This is a genomic window from Bradyrhizobium sp. USDA 376, from assembly GCF_054063675.1.
In genome coordinates this window covers 5,167,094-5,191,068 of the sequence record NZ_JBSSGN010000001.1, presented here as the reverse complement: position 1 = coordinate 5,191,068, position 23,975 = coordinate 5,167,094, and the positions used below count along the sequence as shown (strand labels likewise).

Sequence of the window (23,975 nt, the reverse complement as noted above, 5' to 3'; positions counted from 1 at the left end):
TTGGGCAGGCGTCGGGAAATCTCGGCAATTTCCGTTTTCGGAGGTTAGTGAATACCTTCGGCGGAGCCGGGATGTTTGTCATCGTAAATTCTTGCAGCAATGGAGTTAAGTGACGCCGCGTCAACGCTCCACGGGGGGTGACATCCAGCCTAGCTCTTGGGTATCGCCCGCTGCGCCAGCAATGCATCGGCGCTCTTGGTGAGCCCTCCGGCCAATTGTTTCGCAGCGTCCGGCGAGAACGCGTAGCCGGCCTGCCCTTCCAGCCGGTGATTGAGGATGAAGAGCACAAGACCGCGGCCGCTGGTGTCAGCGGAAATCGTGCAGTTCTTGGGGATTTCGAACCTCACCTCGTTGGCCTTGTCGGTCGCGCCCGGTTTGGTCCGCGCTGCGGCTTCAGCGCTGGGGGCGGCTGCTTCGGAGGCAAGCGCCGGCCCGCCGTCATTTGACGCCGCCGGCTGCGCACCGCCTCGCACCTTTGTCAGTGCCGCGATCAGATCATCGACGCAGTCGCTGGCGAATCTCAGCTCCAGGGCACCGGTATATTTGCCCGTGGTCTGGACGATGAATTCCTTCTTGTCGTCCGACATGGTGGCGGAACTCACCGCCGCAATCCTGATCGCCATTACTCAATGCCCCGAAATATGGTTGAGGCCTCGCTGGCCCCTCTCGCCCAGTTCTGTGCCGACTATACTGCCCGGAGCGGCCCGGGATAGCACCTGCGCTGGTCGCCCGAAGATCAGGCGATGGATTAACCTTGACGCATCCGCCTTGCCGCTTCCACACGAGCGACCTAGGATAAAGCCATGTTACGGTCAATTCGCATTGCAGCACGATGAATATAAATCCCGCTCCCCGGATCATTGCAGAGTTGCGGCCGAAGTACGAGGTCAAGATCGACCTCGACGAGCGATGCTTCCTGTTTCCGGCCGGAAAGTCGGTCAGCCAGCTGCTGTTGCTATCGGACGGCCACACCATCCTCATCGACGCCGTGTATCCGTTCAACCAGGCGCGCACGCCGCCGCGGCTCGCAGCGCTTGACCTCGACGACGCCAGGGAGTTCGGGCGGCGGCTGGTCGAAGCGGTCCATACGGCGCGCACCCAGCTGGTGGGCACGAATGGCATCAGGATATCCATCAACGTGATCGCCAATGGATATCACCTGCAGTTTGGCGACATGAACGCAGCGACCGAACTGTTTCTCGGAACCGGTTGCATCTGGCGTGTCTGCCAGGGCCTGCTCCGTATCGTCGACCTGATCGCACCGATCGAATCCAACTGAAACGCCGCCGCGGGCGGCGCCGTCTCAGGACGCGGTTTCGACCAGCGGCTCCAGATAGCTGCGATGCAGCGTTTGCGGATGCTTGTGTCCGTCCAGAATGACGCGCAGCGCGTTCTTGGTGTGGGCAAAGCCGATAACCCGTCCCGTCTTGCCGTCCAAACGCTTGCTATGCTTGCCGAGGGACTTCACCCGGAAGCGGCTGCCGATCGCAAGATCGAGCAAGAGCGCGTCGTTTTCATTCATGGCGATCAACTCTTCATCAAATCTCTTCCAGACGGGATCACCCGGTCAACCTACAGGCTACGCTTCTCTACGAGGCTGCTGCAAAGCCGGCGATCATCCTCCGACATGCCGGGCGGCGTCTCCCCATACTTGAAATAGGCCAGGATATGCGCGAGACGGGCAGCGTGCACGATCGCGCTTCGCCTCTTCGCGCGCTGCCAGGCAGTGCGCTGGTGCCCACTCATTGCGAGCTTTGTGGCAGTCTGCACCTCCATGGACAACACCGAGATCATCGTGCTGCGATCGACATCGACGAGTGAATTCAACAAGGCCTCTACGTCACGCATTCCGTTCAGTCCACCTCCTGTTAGGGCCGACTATACATGGAAGATGAAGTCGGCCGCCTTGAGGCTCGACGCCGCGATATTCTTGAGCAGAATGGAGTCGTTGGCATCCAGCGTGACCAGCGTGTCGTTGGGACTGTCCGCCGCCGAAGCCCAGGTTACGTTCGCGAACTGACGAACGTCGAGCCTGTCGATTCCCTCCGCGAAATCGGTGATCGTATGCTGGACGGGCGTCGAAGCCGGAGGGGACGCGAACACGAACTGGTCCCGCCCCCCGCCCCCGGTGAGCACGTCCTGACCGCTCGCAGCGAAGATGACGTCGTTGCCGGAGGTGCCCTGCACGGTCGTCCCCGTGCCGTTCTGGAAGATGAAATTCACGGCCTGAGTGGCACCGGCAACGTCCGACATCGTCAGCGCGACCTTCTCGTACGCGGGTGGCGTACTGCCGGGCGTGTAAGTCACGACGGGCGCGGTCGGAACACTCGGATCGCTGTCGGTCACCTGAATTCCGGTCACGGTGTACGTGCCACTGTTGAAACTGACGGTCAGCTGGCTGGTATCGATGACGGGCCCCTGATGATTCCAGCTGATCTTCGCGCCACCTTGCCCGTCGGAAGCGATGAGGAATCCGGCCGGATCGTAACTGCCGCCGAGAGCGAACGAACCCGTGCCGAAATCGACGTGAAGACCACCCGAACTGGACACGCTGACGTTCGCGGGAGCGATCCCGACGAGATCGATCGTGTCTCCAAGTGCAAAGCCGGTGACCGTGCCGGTAAAATGGGCGGCATCGGCAAGCACCAGAGTCCCGGGCGTGCTTGTGCCGGTATCGAATGCGACGTTGGCGTCCGACGCCGCGCTGAACACAAGGAAAGCACTATAGATCACCGCCGCGCCGCCGCCGGTCACCTCGCTCCCGATGGTCAGGCTGCCGGATTCCACCGCGATCGTTCCGGTATTGGTGAAGCCCACCAGGCCCAGAATCGACGACGTGCCGGTGCTTTCGATCGTGCCGGCATTCGAGAGCGTACTGGCGCCGGTGAACGTGCTAGCACCGCTGAATTGCCAGTCTGCCCCCGCCTCGTTCGTGAACGTCGCGTTGTAGCCAAGGACAACGCCCTCAACGAAGCCGGCATTGTCGATGGTGACCATACCCGTGCCGGTCGTGCTGACGTCGAGCCCCGCCGTGCCACCCATCACCGAACCGTCGATCGTGACGCTCACATCGCCGCCATCGAAGCCGAACGCCGCTACGCCGTACCGGCCCGCGAACACACGGGAATCCGACTCGACCGTAACCGTTATGTCGCCGTCTCCGTAATTCACGGCGCGGATGCCGTCGGTCCCGGTCGGCGCGACGATCGTTGCGTGATCGTGGACCACGACATTTCCGTGGACCGCATCGTTCGCCGTGTTCTGATTGTTGGGATTGTAGCCGGCCAGAATGCCTGCGGCCGGGTCGGCGGCGACGGTGCCCGTCGGGGTCGTTCCGGAGTGGATCGTGCCGGAGGCATTCACGAAGACCTCGGACGTCGCCGGCACGACCACGGTGGGATCGAGGGGATCTGCCGTGGTCGCCTTGTTGACCGCTGCAATGCCGGAGCTACCGGACGTGATCGAGGTGGTAGCCGAGGTCGTCACATGAATGCTGCCCGGCCCAAAATTCTGCGCGAGAATGCCGACACCCGTTCCGTTCGGCGGACTAGCTCCGCCCAAGGCGACGATGGTTCCGGCAAAATTGTTCACGTCGACATCGCCGACGCCGTAGTTATAAGCCCTGATGCCGTCGCCTGCATCGGCGGTGATGTTGCCGAAGTTATAGACGTCAACCTCGCCATAGACGTTGTAGTTCGCGGGATTCGGTGGATTGTTCAGACTTGGGTCCGTCGCCTGACCGATATAGCCTGCGAGGATGCCGGCCGGCTGGCTGTTGAATCCGGTTGTGCCGGAGCCGGAGTGTATGAAGGCCGCGTTGTTCACAATCACCGAACTGTTGAACGACGGCGCAATGCTCGTGGCCTCGTTGACTGCATTGATGCCGGCGCCGCCCTGGTGGGAGTCGATCGTATCTCCCGTCGACGTGACCACCGATATACTGCCGGCGTTGGTGCTCAGGGCGAGGATACCGTAAGCCTTGTTGAACGCTGCGGAGCCAGCGGTGATGGTCGTGTTGGCATAGACGGTGATGGCAATGTCGCGGGACGGCGCGCTCGCCGTTACCGGATCGGTGAAACCGCCATCGGCGTGGGCATAGATGCCATTTGCGCCCGCCGTGATATTGGCGCCGGACGCAACGTTAATGGTGATATTGCCGTAGCCGTAATTGTAGCCCTGGAGGCCGAAACCGGCCGCGGAGACGATCGCGGCATTGTTGATGAAGACGTTGCCGCTGACATACTGGTTTGCATGCCCGGCTCCGTTCACCGGGGCAAAGAAGCCGGCGGCGATACCGGACGGCGTGCCGCCGCTGTTGGTGGACAGTCCGCCGGCGGTGATCGTGCCCGCTGCCGTCACCGCGACCACGGCAGGTTTGCCAGCGGCGACGTTGGCCGCAAACAAATTGGCCAGATCTGAGCCCACCGTCGGATTTGCGTCGTTGACGGCGTTGATGCCGGTGCTGCCGGAATTGATGGAGGACCCATTCGACGTCACGACAACAATATTGCCCGAGCCGCGATTGGTGGCGCCGATGCCGTAGGGCGCATTGCCGCCCCCCGACGACGTTGCAGCCGTTAGCGCCTGGATCGAGACACCCGAGCCGACGTTGACTGTGATGTTGCCGACGCCATAGTCGTACGCAACGATGCCAGGCCCGGCCGCAGCGAGCAGAGTCGGATTGGCGTTGCCGAAGGGATTGCCGTCGCTCGCGACATAGACGATCACGTCGCCGTACACCGCAGAGCTGAACGCACCGCCACCGCCGGGATTATAGCCCGCCTGGATCGCAGACTGTGCGCTGCCGCCGTTGTTGACGTTCGTTCCGGATGAAATGAACCCCTGGCTATAAACCGAGACGGTGCTGCCGCTGCCCGAAGCAATCGTCGTGGCCTGGTTGCCGGCATTGATACCCGTGCTGCCCGAGGTAATGCTGGTGCCCCAGCCGGCATTCACCAGCGAGCTTCCTGCGCCGTAGGTGAAGGCGAAGATACCGTACTGGGTAAGGCCGCTGCCGACACCCGTCACTCCCCCATTGACCGCCGTGATCGCATACTGGCCGGGCGCAAACGTGACTGAAGTATCTCCTGAACCGTAATTGTCGGCAAAAATACCTGCTCCGGCCTGCGCTGTGATGCTGGCCCGATTCTCGATCGTGATGTCGCCTGTGATCGCGGCGTTCGGCACCGTGGTGTTGTTATTGAGAATGCGCGCGCGAATACCGGCCGCGCCGCTGCCCGCAATGTTTGCGGTGTTCGTGCCACTCGCAATGGTGGACGAGTTGTAGATGATAATGTTGCCGCCCGCCCCGGGGGCGGGTTGCTGCAGCTCGGCGGCGCGGATACCGTTAAAGCCGGCATTGATCGTGCCGCCCGACGTCGTGATGGTGACGCCGCCCGTGCCGCTGGACACGCCCAGGATTCCGTACGCGTTCGTTCCGGTCAGCGCGGCACCCACGCTGACGATATTGATATTGCCGTTGACCGTAGTGGCGGAGATGGCGTTGGCGACACCGCTCACATTCGCATAATTGACGATATCGGCGGAGCCGCTGCCGGTGTTTGCATTTTGCGTGGTATCCACGACGAGGCCGGTGTTGGGGCCGGTACTGGCGGTCGGGCCGGATATATTCGCGGCGTTGATGATCGTGCCGCTGGCGCCCTGTGTCGCGACCCGGATACCGGGAAAGGCACCGTTGATCACAATGTCGGAACTTGCGTTGGCCTCGACCGTGTACGTATTCGCAGCAACTCCGTCAGTCGTCGACAGGTTGAACCCAGGTCCGGTGCTGCTGTTGATGTGGTCGTTGTCGAGGATGTAGAAATTTGCCGGCGTCAGCGGTGATTGCGACGTGGTGACACCGGAGATGATGGTCGCGCTGGTCGGCACCAGCACGATACGGTTCGGCGAGAGAACGTCGAACGTATTTCCAGACAGCCCGCTTCCAGACACCTGGAACGCATAGTTTTGTACGCCGCTGATGGTCAGCGTTGAGCCGCTGACGTTCGCGGCCGTGATGCCGCCGCCCTGCAGGGTGATGATGGAGCCAACGTTGCCGCTACCGCTGGCGCTGAAGCTGAGCGGCAGATTCGCGCCAACCGAGGCCGGGTTGTCGAATGCGAGAAGTCCCCTGCCGCCAAGATTGATGGTTTGCGTGGCCGCAACAGACAGTCCGAGCTCGAGGGCCGAGTGGTCGCCCAGGAGGATCGAGCCCACGCCGGTTACGTTGGCGAAGATCTGCGCCGAAGCGTTGGGTACAACGGATATAATACCCGTGTTCGACAGCGCAATCGCGCCTGCCCCGGACAAGGCGGCAAGGCCGAGCATATTGAAGATGCCGGCATTGCTGATCGCGTTCGTGCCGCTGCCAAAGAAGTTCGAGCCGTTGATATTCCAGTTTGCCCCGAGCGCGTTGGTGAAGCTGCCGCTGCCAGTCCCGCTGAAGCTAATGTTGCCGGTGATCGAGCCGTTGTTGGTGACCGACCCATTGCCGGCGAAGAACGAGATGGCGAAGTTGTCGGTCGTGCGGGCAAAGAGAGACGAGGCGATGAACTTGCCCGCGGCGTTGGAAACCGTTGCAGTCTGAGTGCTGTTGCCGTTGCCGATCGTCACGACCGGCATGAACGGCACACCGGGCGCAACGATCGTTCCGGAATTGGAAATCGAGATCAGCCCGTTGACCGACGTACTGGATCCGTTGCCGGCCGAGATGCCGATGGCCGCCGCAGTGATGGCGCCCTGGTTGTCGATCGTAATGTTGCCACCCGCGGCCGAGAATGCGGTAACGCCGCTTCCCTGCGCCGCAGTGATCGATGACGTCGGCCGCAGCGTTGCGCTGATATTGCCATTGCCGCTGTTGTAGAGATTGATGCCGGGACCCGAAGCCGCAATGACAGTCGCCGCATTGTCCAGAACGACGTTGCCGTGAATGTTGGCCGGCGAGAGGACGGAATAACCAGCCGAGATGCCGGCAGGCGTCCCGCCGCCCGAGAAGAAGTTGAAACCGGAGTTGATAGTGCCCGTCGACGTGGTGACCGATATCTGATTTCCGGATGCGACGCTCGCGGCCGCCGAATTGGCGTTGATGCCATAGCCGCCCGACACGAACTGGTCATTGGCGCCGGTCGTGATCGTGATATTGCCGCCGCTCGCGTTGTTGGCGTTGATTGCGGCAAGGCCCATGAGTGAGCTCGCAGTCACCGCAGCAGCCGTCGGCGTCGAATTGGCTTCGACACTGATCGAGACATTGGAAGGCGACACGGTGCCGTTGACAGACGAACCAGCGGCGATGCCGAATTGCGCACCGCTCACCGACTTGTCGGCCCTGTTTATGATCGTGATGTTGCCGTAGCCGAAATTAAAGCCAATGATGCCATATCCGGCTCTCGCCGAGATATTGGCAGCATTGTCGACAAGGACGGAGCCGTTGATGTTCGGGTTTGAGGTCCCGTTGCTGCCATAGTATCCGGCGGAAATGCCCGCCGGCTGGGCACCTCCGACCGACAGATGCACACCCGAGTTGATCGTGCCGGCGGCCGTGACGGTGACGGTCGAGCCCGCGCCCTGCAAAATGGAAGTGGCCTGATCGATCGCGAGGATACCGTGCGACCCCGAGGTGATGCTGGAGCTCGCAGTCGTCGTGACCGAAACATTGCCAGTGCTATTGCTTGAACCGGCGATGCCATAGACATCCCTGGCAATAATGGTCCCGGAATTGCTGATAGCAACGTTGCCGGGCCCGAAATTGTAGCCGCGGATGCCATCACCACCAGCCGCATGGATGGTGGCGGAGTTGTTGATGAAAACGTTGCCGAACACGTTGGAATTGACGGTATTGGTCTCGCCGCCCTTGTAGCCGGCGAGGATGCCGGCTGGACGGCTGCCCTGTCCTGTCAGGGCCGTACCCGAGATGATCGCGCCGCTCGCATTGACCGTAATCGAGCTTGCGATCGATCCGCCGACCTTGGCCAGAGAGATCGCTTCGTTGTATGCGTTGATGCCAACGCCACCCGACGTGATAACCGTGCCGGCGCCCGCATTGATCTGGATATTGCCGGTACCCTTGGATTGCGCCTCGATACCGTAGAGCGTCAGACCAATGATCTGCGCAGTCGCCTCGATCGGATTTGGCGCCGTGGTTACACTGATATTGCCGTTGCCATTGGTCTGAACACGGATGCCGTCGTGACCGCCGATGACATTTCCGCTTTGGCTGACGGTGATATCGCTGTTGTTCGCAGAATTGAGGTTGACGGCGACAATCCCGCTGAACGCAGCGCCCGTTCCTGCCACATTGCCTGATCCATTGATCAGGATACTGCCTGTGCCTGTCCCGTTCTGCTGCGCAAGGATGCCCCTGCCCGCCTGGCCGATCACCGTCCCCGACGTCGTGACCGTGATCGATCCGGCGGCATTCTGAACCACGGAAATGCCGCTTCCGGCTCCGGTGATCTGGCCCGTGGGATTGACGGTCAGGTTCGCGGGACTGCCCGCACTTGCACCGGTCGCATACAGATCGATCGCATCGCCCGCGCTGGTCGTAATGTTGCCGCTTCCGCCGACCGCAACCGGACCGCCGGCGATCGAAATGGCATTGATCGTTGCAGTGACGGCTGCGCCGATCTGCAAAGAGCCACCGGATCCGGTGAACTCGACGACGCCACCTGCCGGATTCATCGAGACGCTGGCGCCGCCACTGGCGACCAGTATCGGTATCGCCGCCGTCGCGCCAACGTTGCCTGTCGAATCGACCACGCGTGTGAAGTAGGTGAAATTCGCGCTTCGGACCGTGCTGTCGGTGAAGGTCCACCGGGTCAAGCCGCTTCGAGCAACATCCGTCCACGTCACGTTGTCGGTACTGATCTGGACCTTATCGCCAAACGCAAGCGTGCCATTCGTCCCCGTCACGATGATCGAGGTGCTGGTCGAAGATGAGCTTCCGGCGACGGACGTAATCGCGACGGATTCCGTCGGCGAACCGGTGTCGACGATATAGCTGGCATTGTCCGCCACCGCGGCCGCGGTCAGCACCGCCGCGTTGCCGGCAGCATCCGTGATCGTGCCGCCGTTCAGGCTCAGCGCGTTGGCATTGATGCTGATGCCGTTGGCATCGTTCTGCCCGGCCTGAATCGTGTAGGTGAACACCAGTTGCGTGCTGCCGCTGCCCGAGGCGTAGCTGGCCTGCACCGGCATCCCACCGATGTTCAAAGCCAGCTGCGGCGTTCCCGTCACCGTGACGCTCTCGCTGAACGACACCGTGACGCTGACCACGTCGCCGGCATTGAGCGTGCCGTTCTGTGCTCCCATCGCGGAGGTGAGCGCCTCGCTGCTCACCGTCGGCGCGGCGGTATCAACCTTGTAGCTCGCATTGTCCGCCACCGCGGCCGCGGTCAACACCGCCGCGTTGCCGGCAGCATCCGTGATCGTGCCGCCGTTCAGGCTTAGCGCGTTGGCATTGATGCTGATGCCGTTGGCATCGTTCTGCTCGGCCTGAATCGTGTAGGTGAACACCAGTTGCGTGCTGCCGCTGCCCGAGGCGTAGCTGGCCTGCACCGGCGTCCCACCGATGTTCAAAGCCAGCTGCGGCGTCCCCGTCACCGTGACGCTCTCGCTGAACGACACCGTGACGCTGACCACGTCGCCGGCGTTGAGCGTGTTGTTCTGCGCGCCCGTCGCGCTGGTGATCGCTTCGCTGCTCACCGTCGGCGCCGCCGTATCGACCTTGTAGCTGGCATTGTCGGCCACCGCCGCCGCGGTCAGCACGGCAGCGTTGCCGGCGGCATCCGTGATCGTACCGCCGTTCAGGCTCAGCGCATTTGCGTTGAGGCTGATGCCGTTGGCATCGTTCTGGCCAGCCTGGATCGTATAGGTGAACACCAGCTGGGTACCGCCGCTGCCCGAGGCGTAGCTCGCCTGCACCAGTGTCCCGCCGATGTTCAATGCCAGCTGCGGCGTTCCCGTCACCGTGACGGTCTCGCTGAACGCCACGGTGACGCTGACCACGTCGCCGGCGTTGAGCGTGTTGTTCTGCGCGCCCGTCGCGCTGGTGATCGCTTCACTGCTCACCGTCGGCGCCGCCGTATCGACCTTGTAGCTGGCATTGTCGGCCACCGCCGCCGCGGTCAGCACGGCCGCATTGCCCACGGTGTCGGTAATCGTGCCGCCGTTCAGGTTCAAGGCATTGGCATCGAGGCTGATGCCGTTGGCATCGTTCTGGCCAGCCTGGATCGTATAGGTGAACACCAGCTGGGTACCGCCGCTGCCCGAGGCGTAGCTCGCCTGCACCAGTGTCCCGCCGATGTTCAAGGCCAGCTGCGGCGTTCCCGTCACCGTGACGGTCTCGCTGAACGTCACGGTCACGCTGACCACGTCGCCGGCATTGAGCGTATTGTTCTGCGCCCCCACTGCGCTGGCGATTGCTTCGCTGCTCACCGTCGGGGCAGCGGTATCGACCTTGTAGCCGGCATTGTCGGCCACCGCGGCCGCGGTCAGCACCGCCGCGTTGCCGGCAGCATCCGTGATCGCGCCGCCGTTCAGGCTCAGCGCGTTGGCATTGATGCTGATGCCGTTGGCATCGTTCTGGCCGGCCTGGATCGTGTAGGTGAACACCAGCTGGCTGCTGCCGCTGCCGGAGGCGTAGCTCGCCTGCACCGGTGACCCGCCGATGTTCAGCGCCAGCTGCGGCGTTCCCGTCACCGTGACGCTCTCGCTGAACGACACGGTGACGCTGACCACGTCGCCGGCATTGAGCGTATTGTTCTGCGCCCCGGTCGCGCTGGTGATTGCCTCGCTGCTCACCGTCGGCGCGGCCGTATCGACCTTGTAGCTGGCATTGTCGGCCACCGCGGCCGCGGTCAGCACCGCCGCGTTGCCGGCAGCATCCGTGATCGCGCCGCCGTTCAGGCTCAGCGCGTTGGCATTGATGCTGATGCCGTTGGCATCGTTCTGCCCGGCCTGGATCGTGTAGGTGAACACCAGTTGCGTGCTGCCGCTGCCCGAGGCGTAGCTCGCCTGCACCGGTGACCCGCCGATGCTCAAGGCCAGCTGCGGCGTTCCCGTCACCGTGACGCTCTCGCTGAACGACACGGTGACGCTGACCACGTCGCCGGCATTGAGCGTATTGTTCTGCGCTCCGATCGCACTGGTGAGCGCTTCGCTGCTCACCGTCGGCGCGGCGGTATCGAGCGTGATGACCAGTGCGGCGGTCGTTGAAGTGTTGCCGAAACCGTCGCTCAGTCTAGCCGAGATCGACTTGGCACCGTCAGGGCCGAGGTCACCGTCGGTTACGGTCAAGCTCACGCTCTGCGCGCCGATGTCGGCTGCGCTGATCGTGTGCGTGACGGGATGGGCGAACGGCGAACCATTGAGCAACAGCTGGATCGTATCTCCCGCCACGACATTGGCACCGAGCACAACCGTGAAAGTCGGCGCGGTCACGTTCGTCGTGTTGTCACCGCTGGAACTGCCGGAATCGGAGCCTGCCACCAGGTCCGGCGTGCCGCCGGTCGGAGCATTGGTGTTCAGGGTAAAGATCACCGTGTTGCTGACGCCCTGGTTGCCGGCGGCATCAGTCGCTTGCGCAGTCAAGCTGTTGGTGTCGCTGTGCAGCGTGACGTCGGTGCTCCAATTGCCGTTGGCCTGGATGGTTGCGACGCCAACGACGGAGGCGCCATCATCCAGCACGGTCACAGTCGCACCCGCGTCAGCGGGATCCGCCGTGCCGGTAATCGTCTGCACGGATTGATTGGTGTTGCCGCCCGGACTGGTGATCGCCAGCACGGGCGCGCTTGTGTCGAGCGTGATAGTCAGGGCGCTGGTGGTCGAGCCGTTGCCCGCCAGATCGGTAAACCGGCCGGAGATCAGCTTGAGCCCGTCAGCTCCAAGATCACCGGGGCTCACTGTGAAACTGACGCTTTGGGCCGCAATGTCGCCGGAGCTGACGGTTCGCACCAGAGGATGGGAGAATGACGACCCATTCAGCAGCAGCTCGACCGTGTCGCCCACTGCAACACCGGCACCAAGCGCGACCGTCAGCGTCGGGGCCAATACGTTGGTGTTGTTGTCGCTGCTGGAGGAGCCGGAATCAGAGCCCGCAATCAGATCCGGCGTGCCGCCGGACGGGACGGTCTGGTCCAGTACGTAGCTGTGGCCGGTGCCCGCAGCGATATTGCCGGCCAAATCGATGGTACGGACCGACAGCAAACTGCCAGCCCCGGAGAGGATCACCCCCGAGGCGGACCACACGCCGCCTGCGGCGTTTGCCGTCACCCAGTTCGTGCCATCGATGCTGAGCTGAATCGACTCGCCGGGACCCAGCGTGCCTGTGTAAGTTCCGGTCACAGTCTGTGACGCTACATTGGTGACGAAATCGCTCGACGAGCTGCCGCTGTCCGAACCCAGTGCCGTCACCGTCGCAACTGCCGATGGCGCGCCGGTGTCCAGCGTGTAGGCATGCCCGGTGCCGGCGAGGCCGTTGCCGGCCAGATCAATCGTCCGAACCGATAGCGTGCTCCCGGCGGCCGACAGCGATACTCCAGATGCTGTCCAGGTGCCGTTCGATGCGTTAGCGACCGCCGTCATCCAGGTTGCGCCGCCATCGGCGCTGACCTGGATGGACTCGCCTGCACCGAGGGTGCCGGAATAGGCGCCGCTGATCGTCTGCGATGTGACATTGGTGACGAAATCACTCGACGAGCTGCCGCTGTCCGACCCCAGCGCCGTCACCGTCGCAACTGCGGACGGCGCGACGGTATCGAAGACGTAGCTGTGGCTGGTCCCGGCCGCGATATTGCCCGCAAGGTCGATCGTGCGGACCGACAGCGTGTTTCCCGCAGGCGACAGCGTCACGCCGGATGCTGACCAGGTGTTGTTGGCTGCATTGGACGTTGCGGTGACCCAGGTCACACCGCCATCCGCGCTGACTTGAATCGCTTCGCCGAAAGCCAGGGCACCCGTGTAGGTGCCGCTTACGGTTTGCGACGGCACATTGGTGACGAAATCGGTCGAGGAGCTGCCGCTGTCGGAACTTAGCAGCGTCACGGTCGCGACCGCGGTTGGTGCTACGCTATCGAGAGTATAGCTGTGTCCCGCTCCGGCCGTGATGTTACCGGCGAGATCGATCGTGCGAACGGTCAGAAAGTTGGTGCCAGGCGACAGCGACACGCCAGATGCCGACCAGTTGCCGCCCGATGCGGCCGCCGTCACCCACGTGGTGCCATTGTTGGCGCTGACCTGGATCGTCTCCCCCGGAGCCAAAGCACCGGTATAGGTGCCGCTTACCGTTTGCGCAGTCACGCTGGTGTTGAAGTCGGTCGGCGCGTTGCCGCTGTCGGCGCTCAGTGCCCCGACGGATGCAACGGCCGCCGGCGACGTCGAATCCAGCGTCAGGACGACCGTATTGCTCTGGCCCAAATTGCCGGCCGCGTCCGTGTCCTGGGCGACGAAACTATTGCCGCCCTCGGAAAGCTGTACGATCACGCTCCAGCTGCCGTCAGCCTGGACAACGGCACCGGCTATGGCCTGCGCATTGTCGAACACGATCACGGTGGTTCCGGCATCGGCCAGGCCGACCGTTCCGGAAATTCTTTGGGTGGCCTGGTTGGTCAGCGCATCCGAATTGTCGATCGTGACCACAGGCGGAGCCGTGTCGATCGTGACGGCCTGCGCTGCGGAGCCGATGGTGTTGCCAACGGAATCGACAACGCGCACCTGGTACGAAAAGCTCGCATTGTGGACGCCCGGATCGATCAGGCTCCAGGTCGTTCCTGTCGCCTGAACAACGTCACTCCAAGTGACACCGCTGTCGCTGCTGACCTGAATCTTCTCGCCGGGCGTGAGCGCTCCATTGCTGCCGGAGACCGACAACTGGGTGCTGTTGGTGATGAAATCGCCGGAGGCTCCGCTATCAGGGCTGATCGCCGTAACAGCCAGCGGCAGCGTGATGTTGAGACTTGCGGTCGAAGCCGCAGTCTTGATCGAATCAGAGACCGTATAGCCGAAGACAACGTGGCCGCTGAACCCCGGATCCGGCGTGTACGTCCACGTCTGATCGCTATTCCGGACCAGACCGCCGCCTCCACTCTGGATCGTCAGCGACGAAATGGACAGGGAGGGACCGTCGATGTCGGAGACGCCCTTGAGCAAGGCCGTCGGCGCGATGACGTAGGGGCTGTCCTGCTGCCCCTGCGCGAGCGTTACGGGCGCCGCCACCGGAGCCGCATCCGTCTTCTGGATGGCAGGCTGGACGCCGTCGTGCACCGTTACGAAGACGGGGATGGTTATGAAGCCATTGTCAGCGGAGAGCCTGATGATGAATTCTTGCGTGGCGGTCTCGCCGAAAGACAGCCCCGCGAAGTCGCTCTTCGGCTCAGCGAAGCTCCAGTTGATATGCCCGTTTGCGTCAAAGCTGGCGCTGAAATAGGGGGTCGCGCCGCCAGATTGATCCGTCACGCTGAGCACGACGCCGGTGTAGTCACCCGTGACTTCAATCGATCCCTTGGCGGTCAGGACGTGGGACGACTTCGCCGTCTCCAGAATGATCGCGCTAAGTCCCGAGGTCGGATCGGCAAAGAAGATATTACTGCTGTTGCCGAAGGCGACGTACTGGCCGCCGGCACTGATCGCGGCGCCGCCATTGGACGCTGTACCCACCCCGTCCGAGACCAGCCGATAGGCGGGGGCCGCCGGATCCGTGACGTCGACGATATAGATATCGGCGAACCCGTTCTGGTCGGCCGAGGTCAGCCTTGCCTCGCTCGTGAACACGATGAAATGGCCGTCCGGGCTCAGCACCGGACTATAGCTGCTGCCCGAAGCGTTGGACGTGTGAAATACGACGGCCCCGGCATTCAGATCATAGAGATAGATCTCGGAATGGCCGGTGCCGTCAGTTCCCTGATAGGCGATCATGCGGCCGTCGGCGCTGATGGTCGGCGCAACCGCACCGGCCCCGGCGGAGATGCTGGCAATCACGGCCACTTCACCCGTCGACAAATCGAAGGCAAGGAGCCTGCCCCCGCCTCCCGGAGCAGCCACATCCGAATTCCAGAAGGCAATCAAGTGGCCGTCGGCGCTGATGGCGGGCTTCCAAAGCGCCCCCGAGCTCCCCACCGCCCCTGGCGTCACCGTTCCTTTGAGCGTGCCGTCAAGACTGTAGATGGCAACGTTGCCGCCATCCTGCTGCACGACGATCGTGCTGCCGTCGCCACTGACGGCCGCGGCACTTCCCGGCGCCAGCGCGGTCTGAACATGATAGTGCGCCGGATCGGAAGGATCGGTGCCATAGACGAAGACGAAGCTCCCGCCACCATCGGAGCCCTGATAGACGATATAGCGACCATCAAAGCTGATCGTCGGCGAACCGTAGCTCCAGCCGTTCGCGGGAGACGCGACGGTGGTGGTCACCCCCGTCTCGTGGCTGAAAAAATAGATCGCGCCGTCGGGATCGTAGACGACGTCGCCATTGGCGCTCATGACCGGGCCGATATGATCTCCCGGCCCGGAGGTGATTGCCGCTACGTTCGGCGGCGTGACGACGAATGGAACGGCCGACAGTTTGACCGGAACAATGATCGGTTGCGCCACAACGGGGCTGCTCGGCGGCGAGCTCGGGCCGGTGTCGGAAACCGGGTTGACCGTGACGACAATGGTCGGGGGCACTGCGTTCGAGGGCGGAGTGGCGCTTGTCCCGGGCAGGGAATGATATTCCGTACCGGGCGGCTGTAGCGGCGGGCTTCCGGCGAATTTCGTCGTGCTGTTCGGACTCGTGTTGTTGTTATTCTGGTCCCGGTTCTCCGTGTGCTGCGGCAGATTTGGAAACAGTTGTTTGCCGGCATCATATGTGCTCAGCACCTGCTGGAATGCACCGAATTCCTGCGCGATCTGATCCGTCGTCTTGTTGCTCTGCTGAGCAATCACGTCGAAATTCGCCGTCGGCGTCAGCGTCAGCGTCGACCCGTTGCTCGTGACGGTACCGATCAGGACGCCGGCCGTATTGAAGACCTGGACGGCATGCACCTGACCGTCGCGCTGATCGATGACGGAAACCGAAATCTTGCCGTCGGTCGCCGAAACGTCGAGGATCACGGCCGTGCCGCGAATGCCGATCGTGGCGCTGGGTGTTGCCACCCGCATATCGCCGGTCTTCGCAACTTGGCCCGCCACAAAGCTGGCGGCGCCCTGCACCAGCGTCATCAGCGAGCTGTTGGATGTGCTGCTGGCATCGTAGGTCAGTTCGTTCAGCATGAACCGCGCACCGGCGGACAGATTGAACGTCGTGCCGTCGTCGAGCACGAGACCAAGCGTCGAGTCGCTGCCCGTCTGCACCACGTCATTCTGGTTGACCGCATCACCGACGTTGACGACGATCGTCACGCCATTACGGACGATGCTCGCGCTGCCGGTCATCTTGACGACATGGCCCACCACCTTGCCGCTAGCGGCGGGTGCCCCGGCCTGCGCATATTGGGTGTGTCCGGTCAGAGCATCGATGACGCCGGGATCGAGGTGCGCGCCTTCGGGGGAAACGAGCAACGGACGCGCGTGATCGCGGAAATAATTCGGCACGACGACGCGATGGAGCTGATCCGAGAGGATCAGGTCGGCGCCGATGCGCACGAAGTCGCCGGAGAAGAGAAGGTGAGCGTCCGGGACCGCAACCACAGCGGGTGGCGTTTCCGCCAACCCGTCGCGCTCGAATTGAAGGGATTGGTGCCCCAGGCCGTTCGGCAAAAACCCGTCGGTGTGGTTCAAGACGCCACCGTAAAAAAGTTAAAAATCAATTAAATCGTTTTTAAGTACCATTTCGAAGTTCCCCGGAAAAGTGGCGACGAACATCTTGCGTGGGTTTTCAGCACCTTAATTAATTCGGGCCGCGGGCGGCGAAAACGCCCGGTTCAAATCCGCGTCAAGCGATTGAAAATATTTCTGAATTTCAATTTTTCACCTGGTCTGGCGCTCACTGCTCCGAACGGATTGCGTCCGAAGAAGGCCTCGAAAACCTCGAGCCGATCGTGCGGGTCATGCGCGAGCGCGACCTGCGGCTCGACCGCGAGGCCGGCGGATGCGGCAGATTGCGAGGAAAGCTGCGCGAGATCGCGGAGTCTCGATTCAAGATCAGACCAGTCGCGCGCGGGCTTTGCCGGACCTCTCGCGGGTAACTCGCGCGAACCGAAATTTATGCGACGCAATGCTCAACTCCCCTGCGTTCTCGTCGACGCAGGAGGGACGCAAAAGCGCCGATCCGAAATCACTCCACGAAAATCATCGCGCCTCCGATTCAAATCGACGCTTGCACGTCGCAAAATGACCTGTCGTGAAAACTTCGACGTTCAAAGACTTCTTGATGGGGATTGGCGAGCGCTCCCGGTTCCGGATCGCCGAAGCGTACCGCACATCCGACAAGAACTTTCAGCCGTGCGCCACGCACAAGCGAATGGAAACTGCTTGCCTCACGCGCCCGCTCGCTCCTAGGATAGCTGCACTCCCTCGCCTCGCCGCGCGGCGACGGGATCGAGCGTGCCGGAGCAGAAGCTATGCCCAAAGCGGAAAGCTTGTCGATCGACAAAATTCGCATTCCGCCCAAGAGCAGAAGGACGCTCGACGCCGGACTCGTTCAAAAGATCGCAGAAAGCATCCTGGAGATCGGACAGCAAGTTCCCATTTCCGTTCGCCCCGAAGATGATCAGTTCGTTCTGGTCGACGGACTGCATCGGCTTGAGGCCTGCAAGGCCCTTGGTGAAATGTCCGTCATTGCTGTCGCGGTCGCAGCAGAGAGTCCTCAGCACAGGAAGCTGCTGTCCGACAGCACCGAACTGGAAGCCGAGCGCAACAAGATGGCTCGATTGAAGCAACTGCGACTTGAGAGGGAGGCCGCCGCAGCAATCGCGGCTGCGCCGGCGAAGCCCGGCCTGAATCGGCAACCGGAACGAAGCACTGTGGCCAAACCGACCGCACCATCGACGCGAACCAACCGGACGTCAGCAGCATTGGCGCCAAGACCGAAAACGCTGTCGCAATGGATCGCTCAACAGAAAAGCGACGGTAGCCGTTATTGACCCTTCGGCCCGAGCGGCGCCATTTCCAGCGTGTTACCGGGGACTAGCAAATTCAAGCGATTGGCCATACGCTTTGGGTCGCATGGGCTGAATGATGACAGCGCGCGACATCTTAAATCATCGAGCGAGCGTAGAGTGCGACCGCGACGGATGCAATGAACGACAGCCCGAACACCTCCTGGCCTGCCTTCATAAGAGACGTGCAAGCCGATTCTCCCGAGCATTTTGACTGGGACGCGCTGGCGGCGTTGCGGGCGAGGCCGGCACCGGCTGCCGCGTCCGGCGCGGCCTATGACGCTTCACGGCGCAACGGCGAATTCCGCGATGGCCGGGCCTCCGTGCAAAGCGTGCCGCCCGTCGTTGAGCCGGAGTCTCAGCCGGGCACTGAACCAACATCCTTGCCGGATGAACCCGCCACGACAGCGGCAGGCGCGATCGATCCGGCGCCCGAGGCTCGTGCTACGCAGAGTGACGCCGGCGCGCTCTCCGATCCGCTTGCATCAGAGAGATCTGCAATCGACCGAGAACCATTGCTCCTTGCGACAATACATCGGCCGCCACTCCCCTTTCCGAAAGACGGCATTTTACGGTTGCGGTTTTCCGATGTCGGTGAGCCAGCCGAACCGGGCGAACACCGCTCGCGCTACGGTCTTGTCGCAATTACACGAAGTGATCTCGCCGTCTGGAAGGCGTTTCCGGACGCGGTCTTCACCGTCATACAACCCTCGCCCTACTCGAACGCGGCAGCCTTCCGACTTGGGACTTTCGAGGTCTGAACGCCCAGCATGTCTCCTTAACGCGAGGGCGGGATCATCGCCCGCAGGATGTCCGGCTTCCAGGCCTGGCGCGCGCTGTCGAAGGCCGCGAAATCATGGTCGAACTGCCAATAGGCCCATGACCAGCCCAGCCTGTCCGCGCTTCTCGCGACGTATGACAGGTATCTCGTGCGACTATCGGATGGCGCGCGCTCGTACACGCCGAACTCGCCGAGGTAAACCGGGCGCCTCTCTTTCTCTGCCCAGAGACTCATCTTCTTGAAGTCGGCCGCGGCCCGCGCTTCGTCGTCCTGTGAACCCCAATCCAGCGGACCGATCCGCGAAAACGTCGGGGACCACGGCGCCCCCTGATGCGTGAACCGCAAGGGCGCATAATAGTGAAACGTGACGATGAGGTTCCGGTCGTCGGCCGGCAAAGCCAGTTCGTCGACGGGATTGTCATCGGTGTTGAGAACAGCAGCAATGACCGGCCGCGCAGGATTGGTGCGACGGATGATGCCGAGGCATTCGTTGAGCAGCGAATTCCACTCGGCCGACGTCATCTGTCCGCCCGGCTCGTTCAAGACCTCGAAGATCAGTTTCGGATACTTCCCGGTATAGCGCTCGGCGATCTGCCGCCAGAACGCCTTGAGCTTTTCCGCGCATCCGGCCACGTCGCGCTGGCAGACATGGGTATCGTGCTCGTCGAGCACAGGAATGAGATTGCGCGCGAGGACCTCCTCGATGACGGCATCGAGCCGCCTCAGGACGATCTCGTCCAGGACATTCCCCGGACCCATGAACTTGAAGCCGAAGAAATTGATTCTGACATGCGCGAACCCGGCCTTCTTGATGGCCGTCAGATTGTCCAGGCGGAACGGCGCATTCTGACCGCCTTCCCAGATCCCGTCATAGCCGAGAATGTTAATGCCGCGCCCCAGTTTCGGCACGCCGTTGGAAGCAGCCTGCGCGGCAGCGACGGATGGGGAGCAGAGCGCCGCGAGGAAGAAGAAACCTGCCGCGAGACTCTTCGGCCAACGAGCACGGATGACGGTCATCTGCTTCCATTCCAGAAACTAGAAATCTGTCGGTCGTACCGGTCTGCACGTCGCGAAGAAGAACCCGACCAGCAGCACCGACGTGAACATCGTCGAGCGAAGGAACGTCGTCTCCGTGAAATTGGTCTGGAAGCTCAGGACGACAAATCCGATGATGAGGGCGCAGTGCGACCGATCGATCGACTGGGCGGAAATGAGATGGAGCATCTTGTTCGAGAACAGAAGGACGCTTCCCGTGAACAGCATATACCCGAGAAATCCTGTCTCGATCAGGATGGCGATGTAGCCGCTGTGATAATTGTCCAGCACCCAGCTGTGGTTCTGCTCGAAATAATCGTAGATCGACGGGATCGTCCAGAACCCGTTGATCCCGAAGCCGAGCAGCGGCGCGTCGTCAAAATGGCTTATCGCGTAGTGCCAGATGAAGGTCCGCTCGGTAAAGTCGATGCTCGCGTCACCGACATGGATCGCATCATATCCGGTCGCGTAGAAATAGAGGAACAGCGCGCCGGCCGCCAGGCACATGACGAAAGGCAGGACCGCATAGAGCCTCATGCAGGTGACCGACCACATCGAGGTCACGAGCAGCGCGCAGGCAGCCAGGGCGACAGCGCCGGCGCCTCGCGATTCCGAGGCAAACACGCACGTCGACGCCAGAAGGAATGTCGCGAGGAACGCTGGCCAGCCCTGCCCCCTCATCTTCAAATAGCAGGCAAAGAACATCAGGTAGGCGCCGACGAAGCCAAGCGTCTGCTTCGATTCATAGATGCCTTGCCATTGACCGCTGTGCATCCAGCTGTGATCGATCCCGATGTCGGGAACAGCGAGCGCAAAGAAGGCCGATGCGGCGGCCAGGACGAAGAGTCCAAGGGCCGTGGCTCCTACGATCTCGTCGATGTCAATGCGCGTGACGAGGCAGAAGGCACCGAAGGTCGTCATCGCAAGCGCTGCACTCTTCATGAGCGCGGCGACATTCAGGCTGGACCAGAACACGGAGATGACGGCGAAGCCGTAGAATGCGACCAGCACGATCAAATCGGGGTTGAATTGCAAACGCAGGCGCGGCCGCACGAATGCGCTTGCATAGATCAAGACGCCCCACATTAGGATCGCGACGGCCTGCTGCATATAAGTCAGCTCCGCCGGCAGCAACCCGGTGTTGAGGGTGCCCATCGACGCAACGACATTGATGGTGATCGAACAACGGATTGCGGCCCTGGCAATCTTCTCGATGCCAACGCTGCGCGTCTTCCAGATCGCGCTCTCGGGTACCCCGGCGTCCGCATCGGTCTGTAGGCTGGCCATGGGCCGACCTTCCTTAAACGCGGTTAATTATTTGCTAGCGCAGGTTGACCTCCGAGCCCCGGCGAAGCCGCGACGTTAAGAATTTGGTAACGATACGAGCCTGGCTCGGTGCATTAATGCAAATCATAGCGCCTCGGTATCTCGATCGTCACTCCCCTGCTATAAGGCCTCGGTTCCGGCTCGATCGACCATTCCCGAGTGACATGATTTCCCTGGTTACGCATGACTATGTCTAGCAATACGTTCGATATCGCCGTCGAGCCGGCATTCGACTTTCTCTCTCCGGAATACGCAGAGCTGTTCGACGGTTCGGCCGCAACTGCCTTCCAGCATCCGCTCTGGCTGCACAGCCTCTACACCAGGCTCGCATCGCATGCCGGGGCAACGCCACTGGTCGTCGTGGCTCGCCATCGTGCGACCGGCACCCTTGCGATGGTGCTGCCTTTGCTGCGGGTCCGGCGCGGTCCGATACGAACCATCGAATTCGCCGACCTGCGCGTCTCCGACTATCTGGCGCCCGTTTGCAGCCCGCAGGTGTTTGCCGAGTTGCTCAGGAACACGGATGCGTGCGCAGAAATCCGGCACATCGTCCGCCCCTTCGACCTGCTCCGGATGACCAAGCTGCCGGACGGGCGGCTTCCGATCGAGAGCCTCCTGGACGCGCCCCGCCGGGTCGCGATGGACAGCAATGCCTATGCGACGGTTCTCGTCGCGCCATTCGAGCAATGGCGGGCCAGCGCGATGGATCGCTCCTACCAGAAGGAGCTCGCAAAGAAATATCGTCAGCTCCAGAAGAAAGGCGCGCTGACCTTCTCATGCTGCGATGACAGCGCCTCGATCCTGAACGCGCTGGACGTGATGAGGAAATTCCGCGGTCCTCGCTTCCAGTCGCAGGGCGACGGAGACCTGCTCCAGCGAGCCGAATACTACGACTTCTATTCCGACGTGGCGGTCCGCGGCCTCGGCTCCTTTGTGCGGCTCTATGCCATGAAGATGGATGGCGAGGTGATCGCCGCGGTGCTTGGATTGCACCACCGCGACAGCTTCCTCGTCATCATGAGCGCCTTCGACATCGCCGGCTACAAGAGCCAGTCGCTGGGCGCGCTGATGTTCGAACAGGTGGCGAGGGATTGCATCGAGCGCGGGGATCAGATGCTCGACTTCACGATTGGCGACGAGCCATACAAGAAACTGTTCGGCGGGCAGCCTTCGCCAATGTGGACCGTCACCCAGGCCGGGAGCACTGTGGGCGCCATATCGCTGTTCGCACTGAAGCAGGCCCCCTGGCTCAAGCTGGCCGCCAAGCGAATATCGGAGTTCAGGCTCCTGCCGACCCGTACCTCGACGCCCACGCGCTGAGGCGCCGACGGATCCGGCGCTCAGGCGCGCAGCGCGCTTCGCACCTGCGCGAGCCAGCCCGGTCGCATCTGATCGACCCGATGGGTGATACTGCGCCGCAGGAAGTGCAGCCGCCGCCGCACGTCCCAGCTGATGTCGTTGCGGGACGTCAGCGCCTGTCGGAAGCGCGCCATCTTCAGCGACTGCTGGTCTGCGGCGATCTTGTCGGGATCGGAATAGAACTGCGATATCTTCTCCGTGCCCATGCCCGCAGTTGCGAGCCAGCGTGGCGCATATTCGGTGCAAAGACGCTCGACGTCGACCAGCAGGCGGGCAACGCCCGTGCCGGCTGCCGGACAGTTGGTTTGGAACGCATCGCCGATGAGCGCGATTCCGGGCTGAAGATGTCCTTCGACGACGGACAGATCCATCACCCAATTCTGCACCCGGTCCGTCACGCGGAAGTCGCCGAGGAAGGACCGCAATCCCGGCAGCAACCGCAACAACGCGGCTTCCGTATCCCGACGCAGGTCACGCATGATGGGATCGGTCGGATCGCGGAACATGAAGAGATTTGCCCGCATGCCCGCGCGCACCGGAAACAGACTGAGATAATCGACGCCGTCCGCCGTGCGCTCGCCGTAACAGGTCAACGCCTCGAAATCGAACGGCGCGCCATCGCGGCGGGCGATGGTGAAGCCGAACGAGACCGAATGGCGCTCCGCCAGCACGCGCCGCCTGATGCCGAGCTTGTAACCGAGCGCTCCCGCCATGCCCGTGGCCAGAACGACGAGGCGCGCATCGATGCGCCGTCCGGAGGCGAGCTCGAGATGCTGCACGTCGTCGCTGGAGGTGATCGCGGCGACCTCGTCGACGATCAGACTTGAGGGATCGGGTAACTGGCTGCGCGCCATGGCAACGAGATCGGCATAGGGAAGCCCGTAAGCCCGGCCGACGGTGACATCGACCACCTTGCCTTCCCTGACATTGAGCACGCGGTCATAGCGGCAACCGGCGCTCGCGAGACCATCGATGAAGCCGAGCCTGCGGAACAGCTCCAGCTGATGGCCACCGATCTTCTCGACCCGAAACTCGTCCGGAGGCACCGCGCGCTTGTCGACCAGAGCGACGCGATGCCCTGCCCGCGCGAGGACGGACGCCGCGAGCGACCCCGCAAGGCCGCCGCCGACGATCGCGATGTCCGCAGCGCTCGTCGAAGTCTCCGCTGCCGCGATCGGCTCGGTCACGGTGCTATCCGCCGTCATCATCCAGGCTCCCACGGTTAACGGAGGTTCCACGTGCAATTATCCCGCCTGATGTCGCATCGCAGGGCCGAACGCGATCATTTCCAGAGATCGAGGTTAACGGATCACGGGATCATCCGTCCCGGCACGCCCCTTGCTCGGGATGATCAACAAAACCCGGCCTCCAATCCTCTCACGGTTCAACACATGATCGTTTTCCGT

11 protein-coding genes are annotated in these 23,975 nt (G+C 62.4%); 4 read left to right on the top strand and 7 right to left on the bottom strand.

All coding sequences use genetic code 11. The features are described 5' to 3' along the window. Window positions 1-149: 149 nt before the first annotated feature. Complete coding sequence (locus tag ACVJ19_RS24115) at window positions 150-602, bottom strand: hypothetical protein (protein WP_453951584.1); 453 nt, start codon at window positions 600-602, stop codon at window positions 150-152. Between the two features lie 230 nt (window positions 603-832). On the opposite strand from ACVJ19_RS24115, the gene ACVJ19_RS24110 reads away from it, so the two are divergent. Then, entirely contained in the window at window positions 833-1,279 is a 447-nt protein-coding gene (locus ACVJ19_RS24110; RefSeq protein WP_453951583.1) for a hypothetical protein, read from the top strand. 24 nt (window positions 1,280-1,303) lie between these two features. On the opposite strand, the gene ACVJ19_RS24105 is transcribed toward ACVJ19_RS24110, so the two are convergent. From ACVJ19_RS24105 to ACVJ19_RS24095, 3 genes are read right to left on the bottom strand one after another with little or no spacing between them, the layout of a single operon-like run. Continuing rightward, window positions 1,304-1,522: a hypothetical protein gene (locus ACVJ19_RS24105; protein ID WP_453951582.1), complete on the bottom strand. Its 219-nt coding sequence runs from the start codon at window positions 1,520-1,522 to the stop codon at window positions 1,304-1,306. 50 nt (window positions 1,523-1,572) lie between these two features. Then, window positions 1,573-1,848: a hypothetical protein gene (locus ACVJ19_RS24100; RefSeq protein ID WP_453951581.1), complete on the bottom strand. Its 276-nt coding sequence runs from the start codon at window positions 1,846-1,848 to the stop codon at window positions 1,573-1,575. Window positions 1,849-1,878: 30 nt separating this feature from the next. Then, entirely contained in the window at window positions 1,879-16,749 is a 14,871-nt protein-coding gene (locus tag ACVJ19_RS24095; RefSeq protein WP_456739435.1) for an Ig-like domain-containing protein, read from the bottom strand. 782 nt (window positions 16,750-17,531) lie between these two features. Between ACVJ19_RS24095 and ACVJ19_RS24090 the strand changes: the two genes are divergently transcribed. Together ACVJ19_RS24090 and ACVJ19_RS24085 are read left to right on the top strand one after the other, a co-directional pair. Next, entirely contained in the window at window positions 17,532-18,053 is a 522-nt protein-coding gene (locus ACVJ19_RS24090) for a chromosome partitioning protein ParB (RefSeq protein WP_453951575.1), read from the top strand. 155 nt (window positions 18,054-18,208) lie between these two features. After that, window positions 18,209-18,829, top strand: coding sequence for a hypothetical protein (locus tag ACVJ19_RS24085; RefSeq protein WP_453951574.1), 621 nt, complete (start codon window positions 18,209-18,211; stop codon window positions 18,827-18,829). Window positions 18,830-18,846: 17 nt separating this feature from the next. Here the strand turns inward: ACVJ19_RS24085 and ACVJ19_RS24080 are convergent, their stop codons facing one another. Both ACVJ19_RS24080 and ACVJ19_RS24075 read right to left on the bottom strand, forming a co-directional pair. Beyond that, window positions 18,847-19,866 (bottom strand): glycoside hydrolase family 5 protein, encoded by a 1,020-nt coding sequence (locus ACVJ19_RS24080; RefSeq protein ID WP_453951573.1) that lies wholly within the window; start codon window positions 19,864-19,866, stop codon window positions 18,847-18,849. Between the two features lie 18 nt (window positions 19,867-19,884). Beyond that, window positions 19,885-21,171, bottom strand: coding sequence for an O-antigen ligase family protein (locus tag ACVJ19_RS24075; RefSeq protein ID WP_456739434.1), 1,287 nt, complete (start codon window positions 21,169-21,171; stop codon window positions 19,885-19,887). 222 nt (window positions 21,172-21,393) lie between these two features. Between ACVJ19_RS24075 and ACVJ19_RS24070 the strand changes: the two genes are divergently transcribed. Next, a complete protein-coding gene (locus ACVJ19_RS24070; protein WP_453951572.1) occupies window positions 21,394-22,530 on the top strand; it encodes a GNAT family N-acetyltransferase in 1,137 nt (378 codons plus the stop codon). 20 nt (window positions 22,531-22,550) lie between these two features. Here the strand turns inward: ACVJ19_RS24070 and ACVJ19_RS24065 are convergent, their stop codons facing one another. Then, on the bottom strand, window positions 22,551-23,774 hold the full coding sequence (locus ACVJ19_RS24065) for an FAD-dependent oxidoreductase (protein WP_453955195.1): 1,224 nt from the start codon (window positions 23,772-23,774) through the stop codon (window positions 22,551-22,553). Window positions 23,775-23,975: the final 201 nt, after the last annotated feature.